Below are 17,079 nucleotides of genomic sequence, written 5' to 3'. Positions count from 1 at the left end.
TATCAACGAAAAACCCTATATCTAGGTTTGTTGTGTGACACACGCCACTACATATAGTGCATTGATTTCAAATCACACCGCTGTAATATGGCCTTCGCTTCACTGTTCATCAGAACTACATCAAGGGGAGTCGCCATGACCGTCACCGTGTTCACCAAGCCGCATTGCCCGCAGTGCGATGCCACCAAGCGCCAGCTCACCAAGCTGGGTGTGCCGTTTGAAACCGTGGACCTGACGCAGAACCCCTCCACCCTTGAGCAGCTGCAGGCCGCCGGTTTCCAGCAGGCCCCGGTGGTCATCACGCCGGACAACTCCTGGACCGGCTACCGCCCCGACCTGATTCGTGAAGTCGCCCAGCAGGTGGCCGCCGACAACCGCGCCGCCGCCACGGTATCCGCGTGAGTCTGAGTCAGCCCGAATTCGCGGCCGACGGCAAGACGATCGGCGCATTGGTCTACTTCTCGTCGGCCTCCGAAAACACCGCACGGTTCGTGGCCGGATGCCGTTTGCCGGACGAAGGCATTAACGTTTACCGCATCCCGTTGCGGGCCGCCGACCCGGCGCTGAAAGTCCGCGAACCGTACGTCATCATGGTGCCCACCTATGGCGGCGGCGTGGTCAAGAAAGCAGTGCCGATTCAGGTCAAACGCTTCCTCAACGATCCAGCCAACCGCGAGTGGATTCGCGGCGTCATCGCTTCGGGGAACACGAACTTCGGCGAGGCGTACTGCGCCGCCGGAGATATCATCTCGGCCAAATGCCACGTTCCATACCTTTACCGCTACGAACTCATGGGCACCCCAGAAGACACCGCCGCCGTGCGTAAGGGACTAGTCCGCTTCTTCACCGAACAGTAATAAGGATTCCAATGACCGACCTTACCGCCACCGAGCTGCCGCTCGACAATACTGCCGACACCGCAGCGGAACAGTACGATCCGGCGCACGATTACCACGCGCTCAACGCGATGCTCAACCTCTATGACGCCGACGGCAAGATCCAGTTCGACAAAGACAAGGCCGCCGAACGCGAATACGTGACTAGGCACGTGGCCGCCAACAGCAAGCGGTTCGCCTCCACCGCCGAACGCCTCGACTACCTCATCAGCAACCAGTACTACAACCCCGACGTCTTCGCCCAGTACTCCGCTGAATTCCTCGACCGCTTCTATGAGCACGTCGAGTCCGCCGGCTTTGAATTCGGCACCTTCCTCGGCGCTTTCAAGTTCTACACGTCCTACGCCCTCAAAACATTCGACGGCCGTCTCTACCTTGAAGACTTCCCGCAGCGTTGTGCGGCAGTGGCCTTGGAACTCGCCGCCGGCAACGAAGCGCAGGCCACCGAATACGCCGACGAAATGCTCGCCCGCCGATTCCAGCCCGCCACCCCGACCTTCCTGAACCTCGGCAAGGCCCAGCGTGGCGAACCGGTCAGCTGCTTCCTGGTGCGCATCGAAGACAACATGGAGTCGATTTCGCGCGGCATCAACGCGGCCCTCCAGCTCTCCAAGCGCGGCGGTGGCGTGGCTCTGCTGCTGAGCAACCTGCGCGAGCTCGGCGCTCCGATCAAGCACATCGAAAACCAGTCCAGTGGCGTGATTCCGATTATGAAGCTGCTGGAGGATTCCTTCTCCTACGCCAACCAGCTCGGCGCGCGTCAGGGCGCGGGCGCGGTGTACCTCAACGCCCACCACCCGGACATCCTGCGCTTCTTGGACACCAAGCGAGAGAACGCGGACGAGAAGATCCGCATCAAGTCGCTGGCTCTTGGCGTGGTGATTCCGGACATCACGTTCGAACTGGCCAAGCAGAAGGCCCAGATGGCCCTGTTCAGCCCGTACGACGTGGAGCGCGTGTACGGCAAGCCGTTCGCCGACATCTCCGTTACCGAGCATTATGACGAGATGGTGGCCGACGACCGCATCAAGAAGACCTACATCGACGCCCGTAAGTTCTTCACCACCATCGCCGAACTGCAGTTCGAATCCGGCTACCCGTACATCGTGTTCGAGGACACGGTCAACCGCGCGAACCCGATCGAAGGCCGCGTGACCATGTCCAACCTGTGCTCTGAAATCCTGCAGGTGCAGGAGCCGAGCGCATACAACGAGGACCTCACGTATGCGCATGTCGGCCGCGACATCTCCTGCAATCTGGGTTCGCTCAACATCGCCAAGACGATGGATGGCAGCTTGGCCCACACGGTGGAGACGGCGATCCGCGCACTCACCTCGGTGGCCGAGCACACCAGCATCAACGCGGTGCCTTCGATTCGCCGCGCCAATGAGGAGGGCCACGCCATCGGCCTCGGCCAGATGAACCTGCATGGCTTCCTGGCCCGCGAAGGCATCCAGTACGGCTCCGAAGAAGGTCTCGACTTCACCGACATGTACTTCATGACGGTCGCCTACCACGCCTACCGCGCCTCGCACGCGCTTGCCGTGGAGCATGGCCGCGCGTTCGCCAGCTTCGCTACGAGCGACTACGCCAAGCCGGCCGGCCAGGGCAACTACTTCGACAAGTACACCGATGTTCGTCGTTCGCTCACCCCGCGCACCGAACGGGTCCGTGCGCTGTTCGAGCAGTACGGCATCGCGATCCCGACTGCGGCCGACTGGGAGGCCCTGCGCGACGCGATTCTGAAGGACGGCATCTACAACCAGAACCTGCAGGCCGTGCCGCCCACCGGCTCGATCTCATACATCAACCATTCCACGAGCTCGATTCACCCGATCGCCTCCAAGATCGAGATTCGCAAGGAAGGCAAGATCGGGCGCGTGTACTACCCGGCCGCCTACATGACCAACGACAACCTTGAGTACTACAAGGACGCCTACGAGATCGGCTGGAAGGCCATCGTCGACACGTACGCCGAGGCCACCCAGCACGTGGATCAGGGACTGTCTCTGACATTGTTCTTCCCGGACACCGCCACCACCCGCGACCTCAACAAGGCTCAGATCTACGCCTGGCGCAAGGGCATCAAAACCCTCTACTACATCCGCATCCGCCAGCAAGCCCTGGAAGGAACTGAAGTCCAAGGCTGCGTCAGCTGCATGCTCTGATTGTTCGATGGAGCGTATACCGCCTTTCTTCGGCACTCGACGTACCTTCGTACGCCTTCGGCCTCAGACGGCGGTCTCCGCACGCATCGAACAACCAGAGGCCACTCTAAGGAACCCACAATGTCACGAACCATCTATAGAGCACTGCTCCGGCTGACCGCGCCGGAGGAGTTCGAAAACAAGTCCAACGACGATAACGACAACGAGTAAAAGGAACACTACTCATGGCACCTATCTCCATTCCGCGCAAACCGCTGAAACTCATCGACCGCGTCTCCGCAATCAACTGGAACCGCCTCGAAGATGAGAAAGACCTTGAGGTCTGGGACCGCCTGACCGGCAACTTCTGGCTGCCCGAAAAAGTCCCCGTCTCTAACGACATCCCCAGCTGGCAGAAGATGACCGAGGACGAGCACACGCTCACCATGCGCGTCTTCACCGGTCTGACCCTGCTTGACACCATCCAGGGTACGGTCGGTGCCGTGAGCCTGATTCCGGACGCGCTCACCCCGCACGAGGAGGCCGTGTACACCAACATCGCCTTCATGGAATCCGTGCACGCCAAAAGCTACTCGTCCATCTTCTCCACCCTGTGCTCCACCGAACAGATCGATGCCGCATTCGACTGGAGCGAGAACAACGAGTTTCTGCAGAAGAAGGCGGAAATCGTGCTCGACTACTACGAGGGCGACAACCCGTACAAGCGCAAGGTGGCCTCCACCCTGCTCGAATCCTTCCTCTTCTACTCCGGCTTCTATCTGCCGATGTACTTCTCCGCGCACGCCAAGCTGACGAACACCGCCGACGTGATTCGTCTGATTATCCGCGATGAGGCCGTCCACGGCTACTACATCGGCTACAAGTACCAGAAGGGCATCGCCCAGCTGAGCGATGCCGAGCGCCTGGATCTGCAGGACTACACGTACGACCTGCTCAACGAGCTGTACGACAACGAGGTGGAGTACACCCAGTCGCTGTACGACCGCGTGGGCCTGACCGATGACGTCGAGAAGTTCCTGCGCTACAACGGCAACAAGGCGCTGATGAACCTCGGCTACCCGGCTTTGTTCCCGGCTGAGATTTGCGATGTGAACCCCGCGATCCTGGCCGCCCTGAGCCCGAATGCCGACGAAAACCACGACTTCTTCTCCGGCTCCGGCTCCTCCTACGTGATGGGCAAAGCCGAAGAAACCGATGACGACGACTGGGACTTCTGATTCACCTCGGCAGCAGCACCGTCAGCACAAACCAGTGGTCCTCGGTGCGAATCGTCACTTCGCCGCCGTACTGCATGGCGATGTGCCGGATTGACTTCACACCGAACCCGTGCCGCGACGAATCACGCTTGGTGGTGCGCAGCGCGCCGGTCGAATCCTTCTTGAGTGCGGAATCGTAGTAGTTTTCCACGCGAATCACCGTGAACTGCCCCTGCCCGTACAGCGCGAGCCGAATCAGCCGCTGCTGCGGGTCGGGCAGTTTGCTGGTCGCCTCGATCGCGTTGTCCAGCGCGTTGCCGAACAGCGAGGCGATATCCATCGACGACATGCCCTTCAGCAGCTTGCCGTCCGCCACGGCGGTCAGCGTGATGCCGCGATCCGCGCACGTGCGCATTTTGGTGGTCAGAATCACGTCCAGCACCGGATTGCCGGAATGCTGCTGGGCGCTGGCCTGCGCCACCGAAGCCTCCAGCTGCTCGAAGCCGGCCGCCGCATGCTCCGGGTCCACCTCCGCGCGCAACGCCGCGATCTGATGCTTCAGATCATGCGCAAGCCGCCCGATCGACTCGATATTCTCCTTGGACGCCAGATACTCCTGATGCTGGCTTTCCAGCTGAGCGTTGATGGACGCCAGCTCGGCGCTCGCCTCCATGCGCCGCGCCTGCTCCTGCTGCGCGTACAGAATCGCGAACCCGCAGAAATCCACCAACGTGCGGATATAGAACACCTCCTGGCCCACTGTGCCGGAGAACGGCGTATTGGTGGACACAAAGCTCAGGTTGCTCATGGCGAACGTCATGATGGTGATGGCTCCCGTACCGATTGCCAGCTGCGCTGTGGCGACGGTCGGCGCATCATTGGCAAAATTGCCGCGTTCGATTAGCCACGCCACCGTGAAGCAGGCGGCGTACGTGACCACCAGTAACAGCAGTGAGAACAACTGCGCCCGCTCGGGGTTCTCGCCCAAGTTCAGGAACATCACCAACTGCCAGTGCAACGAGGCGACCAGTTCGGCCAGCACGAACGCGCGCGCCGCAATATACATGCCCTCGCGCTTGCCGGTGCCCGCGCCGAACAAGATAATCGCCCACATGCCGGCGAACGCAAGCAGCATACCGATGATCCAGAACCAGATGGGCATCACGCCGTCGAAATACTGGATAGCGATCATCGCCGGCAGACCGATAAGCCCGACCGCAATCGTGCGCCGCAGCGGCACGCGCCGGTAGATGACCAGCAGATAGACCACGCAGGCCAGCCATTCGCAGATGCCGGTGCACAGGCGCGGGATGTCCGGCAGCGCATTGGTGATGGTGGTGCTCATCACGCCGCGCCCATGTAGTTCGCCAGCGCGGTCAGGAACGCCTTCTTGCGTGGCCGGCTCACCCGCAGCAGCTCCTCGTTCGACATCACGCAGTCCTGCCCCTCGACGCCCACCACATGCCGCAGATTCACCAGATAGCAGGAGTTGGAACGGAAGAAGTCCTGATCGGCCAGTCGCTCCTCGAAATCCTTGAGCGTGCCGGACACCGAGAGTTTGCCGCTCAACGTATGCACGATGATCGTGTGCCGAATTGACTCGAGATACAACACATCCGCCAGCTCCACGCGCATCTGCCGCCCGCCGGCCTCGATGAGCAGCGACTCGCTGCCACGCCGACGCACCATATCGATCGACCGTTTCAGCTCCTGGCGGAATGCGAAGTACGGCACCGGCTTGAGCAGATAGGAGAGCGCCTGCACTTCGTACCCGTTGATCGCGTACTGCGGGGCGGCGGTGATGAACACGATAACCGCAGTGTTGTCGCGCTCGCGGATGTGCCGGGCCGCCGCCATGCCGTCCATGTGCTGCATCTCGATGTCCAGAAACAGAATGTCGTACATCGGCGTATATTTCTCGACGATTTGCTCACCATCGTCGAATACGGAAATCGTGAATTCCGTACCGGTTTCGCTGTGGTACTGATTGAGATAGTCAAGCACCCGTTGGCAGGAGGCGGGATCGTCCTCGACCACTCCAACCCTGATATCGCGCATGACCGCACCTCCCTGTCATGTTTTCTCCAAGCATCTTATCCCGGTGTCCCTGATATCGGCCGGATTCCGTCCGCGTTCGTGCGGCGGCGCTACGCTGGAGATATGGAACAGGATCCGTTGGTCAGCATCATTATTCCGGTATATAAGGTCGAGAAGTTCCTCGACGAATGCGTGGCGTCTGTTGCCGCGCAGACGTACGCCAATCTGGAGATTCTGCTGGTCGATGACGGCTCGCCCGACAATTGCCCGGCCATGTGCGACGCCTGGGCCGCCCGCGACCCGCGCATACGCGTGATTCACAAGCCCAACGGCGGCCTGTCCGACGCCCGCAACGCTGGTATCGCTGAGACTATCGGCGCGTACATATACTTCGCCGATTCCGACGACACCGTGGCACCCACGTTGGTGGAGGACTGCCTGAACGCCATGCGCGAGTATGACGCCGACCTCGTGATGTTCCAGTTCGACACCATCTCCGAGAACAACAAGCCGCTGCTGTCCAACTATCGCCACAACGACTTCACCGAGGTGCAGGTCCTGACCCCGGTCGAGGCCATCAAAAAGCAAGTCAAGGCTGAGATTGACGGTTATTTCTGGGCCTTCCTGGCACCCGCTTCCACCTATCAGGGCACTGGATTCTCCTTCCCGGTGGGTCGCAAAATCGAGGATCTCTCCCGTATCTGCAACGTGATCGGCGAGGCCACGCGCGTGGTCCGTCTGCCCAAGGCGCTGTACCACTACCGCATGCGCGAGGGGTCGATCACCGCCAGCTGGGATCCGCAGCTCACCCGCGACTGGACCCGCGCCGCCGACGACCGCGAGGAATACATCGTCCACCGATTCCCCGAGCTCAAGGGCTTCATGACGCTGCAACAGCTGAATTTTTTTGCCAACCTCGATTACGAGACCATGCGCCAGTCGCTGATCGCCGGGCTCAAGATCGATCCCGAGGACGCCGACGCGCTTCGTCGCCGCATCGAGGGCCTGACCAAGTCCGCCGATGAGGGCGATGAGCCCGTACCGGAAACGTTGCGTGAGTTGCTCGGACTGCTCAAGCTGGGCGTCACCAAGGTGGCCGATGGCACGTTCGAGAAGCAGGCGTGTCATGGGCCGAACCACACAACACCCCCAGAAACGCCCATAATGTTAACTACATTTCAGACACGCCACTTGCCTTGGTCCACGGTCCGTGTATAGTAGTTCTCGGCTCAACGAAGAGAACCTTCACTGAACCGGAAAAAAGTAAACGCTGAAGCTTGCAGTTTCCGAAAGCAGAGTTGTACGTCGGTGGCGAGGGCGGAAGCACAGTAAAGAACAAATCCCTTTACAACGGATCGTGAGGCACGTACCTGCCTCTGAAAGGATTAGTAATTATGGCAGAAGTCGTTTTCGACCACGTCACTCGTGTCTACCCGGGCAACGATAAGCCCTCCGTGGATGATCTGAATCTTGATATCAAGGATGGCGAGTTCCTCGTCCTCGTCGGCCCTTCTGGCTGTGGTAAGTCTACGACCCTTCGTATGCTCGCCGGCCTGGAAGAGGTCAACAAGGGCCGCATCCTCATCGGTGGCAAGGATGTCACCACGATGCAGCCGAAGGACCGCGACATCGCAATGGTGTTCCAGAACTACGCTCTGTACCCGCACATGACCGTTGCCGACAACATGGGCTTCGCCCTGAAGATCGCCGGCACTCCGAAGGACGAGATCCGCAAGCGCGTCGAGAAGGCCGCTGCGATCCTCGACCTGACCGAGTACCTCGACCGCAAGCCGAAGGCTCTGTCCGGTGGTCAGCGTCAGCGTGTGGCCATGGGCCGTGCAATCGTCCGTGAGCCGAAGGTCTTCCTCATGGATGAGCCGCTGTCCAACTTGGACGCCAAGCTCCGTGTCCAGACCCGTACCCAGATTGCTGCCCTGCAGCGCCAGCTGGGTGTCACCACCCTGTACGTGACCCACGATCAGACCGAGGCTCTGACGATGGGCGATCGCATCGCCGTCATCAAGCTCGGTATCCTGCAGCAGGTCGGCGCTCCGACCGAGCTGTACGATCGTCCGGCCAACGTCTTCGTCGCCGGCTTCATCGGCTCCCCGTCGATGAACCTGAACACCCACCCGGTGGTCAACGGCAAGGCGAAGATCGGTGAGGACACCGTGGACCTGCCGGCTGAGGCCGTCAACAAGCTCACCGCCGAAGACAACGGCCAGATCGTGGTCGGCTTCCGTCCTGAGGACGCTGGTCTGGCCCCGGCTGACGACCCGAACGCCTTCTCCCTGAAGGTTGTGAACGTCGAGGATCTGGGCTCCGATGGCTACATCTACGGCAACATCGTCACCGATGGTTCCGCAGCTGAGGCTTCTCAGGTCATGTCCGATCAGAACAAGCTCACCACGATTCGTGTGAACCCGCGCGCTCTGCCGCAGGTTGGTGCCACGGTCAAGATCAAGATTGATCCGGCCAAGATGCACCTGTTCGCACCGTCCACCGAGCTGCGTCTGAACTAGTAGATACTTGGCGAGGTCTAATAGCTTTGTCAACCATTAAACGAGGTTATTCTCTTCCTCTCTTATGACCTCGTTGGAAAAGCCCTGCATAGCTGCGGGGCTTTTCTTTTTGCCTTTTAGACGGTCTGAGGGAGAGACCAAACGGTGTTTTTCCCGTAAACATAACGCGCCGAAGTCGTGGCAAAGGAGCACACATCGCGAACGACACGTAAAATCGAACACATGGAGTTGAACGATTTGCCCCAGATGGATTCGCGTGCGCTAAAGGCCACGTCTGTCAAAGCCGAAGACGAACACGCCAATTCAGCGGAGCCGCAAGCACTGAAAATCACCGCCGCCAGCTCGAACCCAAAGATGTTCACGCTGCCCTGGCACAAGCCCTTGGCCGCCTGGCCTGAGGACCTGCTGGCCAACCTGCCGCGAGGCATCTCCCGCCACGTCGTGCGATTCGTGCACGTGGGCGACGAGGTGTACGCCATGAAGGAGATCACGCGCCAGGTGGCCGAGCGAGAGTACGAGATCCTGCGTCGACTGCAGAAGCTCGAACTGCCAACTGTGACCCCGATCGCCGTGGTCATCGGCCGTCACACCCGTGAAGGGGAGCCGCTGGAGGCGATTCTGGTCACCCGGCACTTGAAGTTCTCGCTGCCGTACCGTGCGTTGTTCGCCCGCAACCTGCGCCCGGACACCGCCGAACGACTGATTGACGCCCTCGCCGTGCTGCTGGTGCGCCTGCACCTAGCCGGTTTCTACTGGGGCGATGTGTCCCTGTCGAACGTCCTGTTCCTGCGCGACGCCGACGCTTTCTCCGCCTTCCTGGTGGACGCCGAGACCGGTGACCTGCAAGTCCAGCTCACCGACGGCCAGCGCGAATACGATATCGACTTGGCCCGCACCAACATCATCGGCGAACTTATGGATTTGGCGTCCGGCAAGCTACTGCCCGGCGACGTGGACGAGATCGAGGTGGGCAACCGCCTGGTCGACCGCTACCACTCGCTGTGGAGCGCCCTGACCGACACCGACAAGTTCAACCCGGACGAAATGTGGAAGATCGAGCAGCGCGTCAACAAGCTCAACGAGCTGGGCTTCGACGTGGACGAGCTGGAAATGAAGACCTCCGAGGACGGCAAGCATGTGCTGGTCCGCCCGCGCGTGGTGGACGCCGGCTACGCCAACCGCAAGCTGCTGCGCCTCACCGGCCTTGACGTGCAGGAGCACCAGGCCCGTCGTCTGCTCAACGACCTTGACGCCTACCGTACCTCCACGTGGCGTGAGGGCGAGGATCTGGAAATCGTGGCCACCGACTGGATGCGCGAGGTGTTCGAGCCGACCGTGCGTATGATTCCGCGCGAATATCGCTCCCAGATCGAGCCTGCTCAGTTCTTCCATGAGGTGCTTGACCATCGCTGGTTCCTGGCGGAGAAGGCCGGCCACGACGTGCCGATGGACGAGGCCGTGACCAGCTACATCGACAACGTTCTGCCGAGCTACAACCTTGATTCCAAGGCATTCGTCGAACTTAACGAAGAGGCCGATTCCGGCGTCATTGACGACGAATCCACCTACAACGACCCGGACGACGACGGCTACAACCCCGATGACGATCCGGATGCGGCAGTGTGGAGTCATTAAGCGGACAATCCGGTGGACTGTCTGTAGGTGAACCCATCACACAAAGAAGCCCCTCAAATAGAGGGGCTTCCGTGTATGTACAACCTATTACGGCCTCAAGCGACAATCACTCCGCCGCAGCCTTGCGCCGTGCGTTGGACACCGCGTACAGGCTGATACCCGCCGCCACTGAAGCGTTCAGCGACTCAACAGACGAGCTGATCGGGATGCCGGCAATCGCGTCGCAGGTTTCGCGCACCAGTCGGCCCAAACCGCTGCCTTCCGAACCGAGCACTACAACGAGCGGATCGGATTCAAAGCCAGTCTCGCCGACGAGCTTATCGCCGCCACCGTCAAGGCCGACAACGTAGTATCCACGCTCCTTCAAGCCCTTAAGTGCCTTAGTCAGGTTCACCACGCGCGCCACCGGCATATGCGCGGCCGCACCGGCAGACACCTTCCAAGCGGCGGCGTTCACTGAAGCGGAACGGCGTTCCGGCAGAATCACACCATTGGCACCGAATGCGGCTGCCGAACGAATCACGGCACCCAGGTTCTGCGGATCGGTCACGCCGTCCAATGCAATAAACAGCGGTCGCGCAGCAATACGGGCGGCCGCCGAATTCGCGGCCTCCATTGCCTTGGCCTTCTTCTCAGCACGATCGGCCAACTCGTTCAGCGAGGAGTACTGGAACGGATCGACCTTCAGAATCACGCCCTGATGGTTGCCAGAGCGGGCGATACGATCCATCTCCAGACGATCGGCCTCCAGCATGTGCAGGCCGTTCATACCAGCGATTTTCACGATTTCGCGAGTACGATCGTCATGTTCAATACGGGACATGATGTACAGCGTGGAAGAAGGTACGCCTACGCGCAGTGCTTCCAGCACGGAATTACGGCCGTACACCAGATCCGAAGTATCCGCCGAAGCGAACTTGTCCACTCGGCGGCGGGCTGCCAGACGCGGGTCGGCCATCTGCCGACGTTCGGCCGCTTTCTTGGCCTTGTACGCCTTGTGATAGACGCGGTCCTCGGCCTTGGGAGTGGGGCCGTAGCCCTTCAGTTTGTTGCGATGCTTGCCACCCGACCCCTTGGTCGGTCCTTTTTTGATAGCCATAGGCGCTATTGTCCCAGCACCCCGCGCCAAAACGCGGCTATTCCGCCGTCGGTAGCCGGTAAGGTATTGAGAGTGAAGAAGCAGCGCATGATATTCGGACTGTCCCTGCTGTATTGGGGATTATGGTTGGCGATTCTGATTCTGTGGATGGGTCGCTTCGTGACCTCATTCTTGTCGATATATTTGGTTTCCGCGCTGCGCCTCGATGAGAGTGTGGTGGGCACAGTCGTGGCCATGTACGGCTCCGGCGCAATCATCGGCTGCCTGTTCGGCGGTACCTTGTCCGACAGATTCGGCCGCCAATCCATGATTATCATCGGCGAAATCGGCGCAGCGGCTGCCCTGCTGGTCGTTTCCGTACTCACTGATCCTGTGTCTTTAGGCGCGGCTCTGTTCGTCTATGGTGCGTTCGCCTCGCTGCCCAGCCCGGCCATCGCCGCGTATATCGCGGATGTGGTGCCTGTCGAACGTCAGCAACGTGCATACGTACTGCAATCGTGGGCGATTAATTTTGGGTACGCGATTGGACCGATTGTGGCCAACCAGCTGGTCAAGATCTCGTATTCGCTGATGTTCTACGTTGAAGCGGCGGTGATGATAGCCGTCACGATATTGCTGATTGCGTTCTTCCGCGAGGTGCGGCATTTGGGGATTACTGTATCGGTGCCAAGTGCGGTGCGCCATGAAGACGAATGCAGTGTTACCCATGCGGAATTCGCCGGCATTGAGAGGTCGAATCACTCGGATGCCGCACCGGCTGCCAGTGTCAAGGGCGCCATGTCTCGCAATTGGCGGCGCGTGCTCACCGATACTCCATTCCTCGGCTTCTCCCTGCTGATGTTCGGCTACTTCCTTGTGTACTTCCAAAGCACCTCCGGCCTGCCCATTGCCATGACGGACCTTGGTCTAGGGCTGGGCGAGTATTCGGTGCTGCTCACCATCAATGGCGGTATGTTGTGCCTGCTGCAGATTCCCGCGATGAAACTGTTCGCGCGCATGGGCAATTCACGCGTGCTGGTGATGGGCCTCACCGTAACCGTCATCGGCTATGCGGTGCAGGCCGCAGCCCATTCTTGGGGCGGATTCGCGCTTGCCGTAGTGCTGTGGACGCTGGGTGAGCTGGGCACATTCCCTATCGCCACCACTACGGTTGCCGCCATGGCACCCGCGTCGGCGCGCGGCACGTATCAGGGCGTCTACAACGTAGTGTGGTCGGTGTCGATTGCGCTGGCGCCGCTGATTGGTGGCTGGACTATCAGCAACTTCGGCGGTCGAACGCTGTGGATCGCCTGCACTGTTGTGTTGATTGCCGTGACCCTCGGTCTCAAGCTCACCAAAGGCTCGCGCGACCGCGCCATGGCCCGCAGTCTTCACGATTCGCTGTAAGCGTTATTCGGTTTGGAGATACGGGCAAGACCGCATATGGCGAGTGGTTCTTATCGAGAACTATTCTCTGCGCGTATGATGTATGGCATGCAATACATTCAACAAACCATCGTTGGCATTGATGGCAGCGAGGCGCGATTCTTTGGCTATGTGGCCGACAACAGCGAAGAGATGAAACCGGACCGCATACGCCCGGCCATCCTGATTTTGCCTGGCGGCGGCTACGCCATGACTTCTGACCGCGAAGCCGAGCCAGTGGCCCTGCGATTCCTGGCCAAAGGCTTCGCCGTATTCGTGCTGCGCTATTCGGTGCAGCCCAGCCGCTACCCGGTGGCTTTGCTGGAGGCTGCCGAGGCAATGCGCCTGATTCGCGCCAATGCGGATCAGTGGCATGTAAACCCCGCGCAAGTGGCCGTACTCGGCTTTTCCGCAGGCGGGCATCTGGCCGCCAACCTCGCCACCTCGATTGGCGACGAAGACATCCGCGAACAGGGCGGCATGGACCCGGACGCCGTGCGCCCGAACGCGCTGATGCTCTCGTACCCGGTAATCACCGCCGGCAAGTACGCCCATCGCGGCAGCTTCCAATGCCTGCTAGAGGGCCAAGCGCACAATCAGGCTTTGTTGGACAAGTTCTCCATCGAAAAGCACATCGACGCCAAGACGCCGCCCGTCTTCGTCTGGCATACCATGACCGACGACGCCGTGCCCGTGGAGAATACGCTAATGCTCATCCAGGCCTGCCGGGCCGCCGGCGTGAGCATCGAAGCACACCTGTTCCCCGAAGGCAGCCACGGCCTGTCCTTGGCCAATGCGGAAACCGCCGGCAACGGCTTCTATGCGCACATCGTCGAATGCGTGCAGTGTTGGCCTGATTTGGCTGAAGCCTGGTTGCGTCGCCTGTTCTAGGCAAAACGCTATTACGCTGTGCGCCAAGTGCGCCACGTGGTTATGGAATAATAGCAATCGTATGCATCGGCAGCAGTTGCGCCGGTGTCCATAACCGCGCAGTCCTGTGCGTCCAGCCGGGAGAGAAAGCCCGGCAGCGGCCGCAAGGCTGACTACTCCGCGGCAATACCAAGGAGAACATTATGGATGATCTCAAAGATCAATCCGCAGTGTCCACGACCGCAACGAACGGGGTCGTGGAATCGGAAGAGGTGCGCGCACAGGAAGCGCTATTGGGGGATACTGATCCAAGTCTGACCAGCGCCGACGACGTGGCCAAAGCCCTGAACGTCGACCCATCCCAGGGCCTGAGCGAGGAAGAAGCCAAGCGCCGACTGGCCAAATTCGGCCCGAACGAGCTCGCCAGCGCCCCGCCCGTACCGAAATGGAAGAAATTCCTGGCCCAGTTCCAGGACCCGCTGGTCTACCTGCTGATCGCGGCCACCATCATCTCGGTGATCGCATGGTTCATCGAAAAGGCCAATGCGCAGCCCGGCGCGGAAGGCGGCGAAGTGCTGCCGTTCGACGCAATCGTGATCATTTTGATTCTAATCGTCAATGCCGTGCTCGGCTACATGCAGGAGGCCAAGGCGGAGGCCGCGGTCGAGGCGCTCGCCCAAATGACGGCCCCGCAGACCCCGGTGCTGCGCGGCGGCAAAGTCATGCGCATCAACACCGCCGACGTGGTCCCCGGCGACATCATCGTCCTTGCGGAAGGCGACTCGGTCTCCGCCGATGGCCGACTGGTCAACGCGGCCAGCCTGCGCATCGCCGAGGCCTCCCTGACCGGCGAATCCGTGCCGGTCGGTAAGAAGCCGGACACACTCACCGAGGCCAAGGCGCTGGGCGACCGCGCCAACATGATCTTCAACGGCACTTCCGTGACGCAAGGCACCGGCCGCACAATCGTGACCGGCACCGGTATGAATACGCAGGTCGGCAAGATCGCCGACATGCTCTCCGCCACCGAAGATGAGAAAACTCCGCTGCAGAAGGAGATGGATTACGTCTCCAAGATCCTCGGCATTGCGGTGTGCGTCATCGCTGTCGTGGTGCTGGTGGCGCTCGCCGTGCTGGAAGGCTTCGACGACGTCCATGACGTGATTGATTCCTTACTGTTGGCCGTTTCTCTGGCTGTGGCCGCCGTGCCGGAAGGCTTGGCCGCCATCCTGACCGTGGTGCTGGCACTCGGCGTGCAGCGTATGGCCGCGCACAACGCCATCGTCAAGAAACTGCATTCGGTGGAGACCTTGGGCTCCGCTTCCGTGATCTGCTCGGATAAGACCGGTACGCTGACCCGCAACGAGATGACCGTGGAGCGCGTGGTCACCCCGTCCGGCGAAGTGCAGATCACCGGCACCGGTTACGCGCCGGAAGGCCGCATGGTCATGACCGGCGGCATCAGCCCCGAATCCGAGCAGGCCCAGATTGTGGCCGATGAAGTCGTCGCCACGCTCGTGGCCGGCACGCTCGCGAACGACGGCGAACTACGCGAGGAGAACGGCCGTTGGGAGATTGTGGGCGACCCCACCGAAGTCTCGCTGATCGTGGCCGCACGCAAGGTCAAGGCCGATCGCAAGATCAAGCGCTACACGTGCGTTGGCGAGATTCCGTTCACCTCCGAACGCAAGCGCATGTCCATCATCGTCAAGGACAGCACCGATTCAGACAAGCTCACCGTGTTCGCCAAGGGCGCGCCCGACGTGCTTTTGAGCTACTGCACGCGCATCCGCGTGGGTGGTCAGGTCCGTAAGCTCACCGAAGGCGATCGCCAGTCGATTCTCGCCACCGTCGAACGTCTCTCCTCCGAGGCCTACCGTACGCTTGGCGAGGCCTGCCGTCCGTTGGAAACCAGTTCTTTGGCTGATGTGCCCGGTGTAAGCGTCAACGCCGCAGGCCAGGTGTCCGACATCGCCGATCAGGCCGAAGCCATCGAAACCGATCTCATCTGGAATGGCATGGTCGGCATTATCGATCCGCCGCGTACTGAGGTGCGCGACTCCGTGACCGAGGCCCATCGTGCCGGCATCCGCACGGTGATGATCACCGGCGACCACCCGCTGACCGCCGCCCGCATCGCCTCCGACCTTGGCATCATCGCCAAGGACGGCAAGACCCTGACCGGCGACCAGCTCGACCAGCTGCCCGATGAGGCCGCGCTCGACAAGGCCACGTCCGAAGTGTCCGTGTACGCGCGCGTGGCCCCCGAGCACAAGCTCAAGATCGTCGAATCCTTGCAGCGCCAAGGCAACATCGTGGCCATGACCGGCGACGGTGTGAACGATGCCCCGGCAGTCAAGTCCGCGGACATCGGCGTGGCCATGGGCATCACCGGCACCGAAGTGACCAAGCAGAGCGCCAAGATGATTCTGGCGGACGACAACTTCTCCGCCATCGTGGCCGCCGTACGCGAGGGTCGCGTGATCTTCGACAACATCCGCAAGTTCCTGCGCTACCTGCTGAGTTCCAATGTGGGTGAGGTGTTCACCGTGTTCCTCGGTGTGGTGTTTGCCGGCTTCCTCGGCATCCGCCAGCCGGAAACCGTGGGCGTCACCGTGCCGCTGCTCGCCACACAGTTGCTGTGGATCAACCTGCTGACCGATGCCGCGCCGGCGTTGGCTATGGGCGTGGACCCGCAGACCGACGATGTGATGGGTCGTAAACCGCGTAAGGTGACGGACCGCGTGATTGACGCCTCCATGTGGGGCGACATCATCTACATCGGCGTCATCATGGCCATCGTCACGCTGATTGGTATGGACATGCACCTGTCCGGCGGCTTGTTCACCGACCGCTCAGTGGATGCCGTCGGCCATGAAGCGCAGATGACCGAGGCCCGTACGATGGGCTTCACGATTCTGGTGTTTGCCCAGCTGTTCAACGCGCTGGCCTCCCGTTCGCATCTGCAGTCCGCATTCGTGGGTCTGTTCTCCAACAAGTGGCTATGGGGTGCGATTGGTTTGTCCGTGGCGCTGCAGCTCGTGGTGATTTACGTGCCGTTCCTCAACGATCCGTTCGGCACCGTGGCATTGAGCCCGATGGCTTGGGTGGAATGCATCTGCCTGGCCGCAATCGTGCTGATTGCCTCCGAACTGCGCAAGATTGTGCTACGCGCGATGGCCAAGCGTTAAGCCATCGCAATAGCCCTGATTGTGGGCATATAGCAGTGGGCCGGGCTCTGGTATTCAGAGC

General features: G+C 60.8%; 12 protein-coding genes and 1 pseudogene. 10 read left to right on the top strand and 3 right to left on the bottom strand.

Annotated features, from left to right (window positions below; translation table 11 throughout):
* Nucleotides 1-135 precede the first annotated feature (135 nt).
* From ACEUKI_RS09085 to nrdF, 4 genes are all read left to right on the top strand, one after another.
* On the top strand, nucleotides 136-402 hold the full coding sequence (locus ACEUKI_RS09085; protein WP_007051803.1) for a glutaredoxin family protein: 267 nt from the start codon (nucleotides 136-138) through the stop codon (nucleotides 400-402).
* Nucleotides 399-857: a class Ib ribonucleoside-diphosphate reductase assembly flavoprotein NrdI gene (gene nrdI, locus ACEUKI_RS09080; protein ID WP_179133553.1), complete on the top strand. Its 459-nt coding sequence runs from the start codon at nucleotides 399-401 to the stop codon at nucleotides 855-857. Before ACEUKI_RS09085 ends, nrdI begins: the two co-directional genes overlap by 4 nt.
* 11 nt (nucleotides 858-868) lie before the next feature.
* A complete protein-coding gene (gene nrdE, locus ACEUKI_RS09075; RefSeq protein WP_115769881.1) occupies nucleotides 869-3,064 on the top strand; it encodes a class 1b ribonucleoside-diphosphate reductase subunit alpha in 2,196 nt (731 codons plus the stop codon).
* A gap of 224 nt (nucleotides 3,065-3,288) precedes the next feature.
* Complete coding sequence (nrdF, locus tag ACEUKI_RS09070; RefSeq protein ID WP_007051806.1) at nucleotides 3,289-4,281, top strand: class 1b ribonucleoside-diphosphate reductase subunit beta; 993 nt, start codon at nucleotides 3,289-3,291, stop codon at nucleotides 4,279-4,281.
* Nucleotide 4,282: 1 nt separating this feature from the next.
* Here the strand turns inward: nrdF and ACEUKI_RS09065 are convergent, their stop codons facing one another.
* Together ACEUKI_RS09065 and ACEUKI_RS09060 are read right to left on the bottom strand one after the other, a co-directional pair.
* Entirely contained in the window at nucleotides 4,283-5,605 is a 1,323-nt protein-coding gene (locus tag ACEUKI_RS09065) for an ATP-binding protein (protein ID WP_251848070.1), read from the bottom strand.
* A complete protein-coding gene (locus ACEUKI_RS09060) occupies nucleotides 5,605-6,318 on the bottom strand; it encodes a LytTR family DNA-binding domain-containing protein (RefSeq protein ID WP_080785698.1) in 714 nt (237 codons plus the stop codon). Before ACEUKI_RS09060 ends, ACEUKI_RS09065 begins: the two co-directional genes overlap by 1 nt.
* A gap of 102 nt (nucleotides 6,319-6,420) precedes the next feature.
* Between ACEUKI_RS09060 and ACEUKI_RS09055 the strand changes: the two are divergent.
* The 3 genes and pseudogenes from ACEUKI_RS09055 to ACEUKI_RS09045 all read left to right on the top strand — a co-directional run.
* A pseudogene (locus ACEUKI_RS09055) lies at nucleotides 6,421-7,414 on the top strand (glycosyltransferase family 2 protein); the annotation flags it as partial.
* 277 nt (nucleotides 7,415-7,691) lie between these two features.
* Nucleotides 7,692-8,819, top strand: a complete 1,128-nt coding sequence (locus ACEUKI_RS09050) for an ABC transporter ATP-binding protein (protein WP_080785699.1) — start codon at nucleotides 7,692-7,694, stop codon at nucleotides 8,817-8,819.
* Nucleotides 8,820-9,041: 222 nt separating this feature from the next.
* Nucleotides 9,042-10,454, top strand: coding sequence for a DUF4032 domain-containing protein (locus tag ACEUKI_RS09045; protein ID WP_374156761.1), 1,413 nt, complete (start codon nucleotides 9,042-9,044; stop codon nucleotides 10,452-10,454).
* Nucleotides 10,455-10,560: 106 nt separating this feature from the next.
* On the opposite strand, the gene rlmB is transcribed toward ACEUKI_RS09045, so the two are convergent.
* Nucleotides 10,561-11,553, bottom strand: a complete 993-nt coding sequence (gene rlmB / locus ACEUKI_RS09040; protein WP_115769884.1) for a 23S rRNA (guanosine(2251)-2'-O)-methyltransferase RlmB — start codon at nucleotides 11,551-11,553, stop codon at nucleotides 10,561-10,563.
* 87 nt (nucleotides 11,554-11,640) lie between these two features.
* On the opposite strand from rlmB, the gene ACEUKI_RS09035 reads away from it, so the two are divergent.
* The 3 genes from ACEUKI_RS09035 (at nucleotide 11,641) to ACEUKI_RS09025 (ending at nucleotide 17,018) form a co-directional block, all read left to right on the top strand.
* The gene (locus ACEUKI_RS09035; RefSeq protein ID WP_374156765.1) at nucleotides 11,641-12,939 is read left to right on the top strand and encodes an MDR family MFS transporter; all 1,299 of its coding nucleotides are present in this window, start codon (nucleotides 11,641-11,643) and stop codon (nucleotides 12,937-12,939) included.
* 75 nt (nucleotides 12,940-13,014) lie between these two features.
* Nucleotides 13,015-13,848, top strand: coding sequence for an alpha/beta hydrolase (locus ACEUKI_RS09030; RefSeq protein ID WP_179133554.1), 834 nt, complete (start codon nucleotides 13,015-13,017; stop codon nucleotides 13,846-13,848).
* A gap of 182 nt (nucleotides 13,849-14,030) precedes the next feature.
* A complete protein-coding gene (locus ACEUKI_RS09025) occupies nucleotides 14,031-17,018 on the top strand; it encodes a cation-translocating P-type ATPase (protein ID WP_374156760.1) in 2,988 nt (995 codons plus the stop codon).
* The last annotated feature ends 61 nt before the right edge of the window (nucleotides 17,019-17,079 follow it).

Origin of the sequence: Bifidobacterium sp. 2450, assembly GCF_041900695.1 — a bacterium.
GTDB classification, from domain to species: domain Bacteria; phylum Actinomycetota; class Actinomycetes; order Actinomycetales; family Bifidobacteriaceae; genus Bifidobacterium; species Bifidobacterium longum.
The sequence above is the reverse complement of the archived record's forward strand: the minus strand, read 5'-3'. Positions and strand labels throughout refer to the sequence as shown.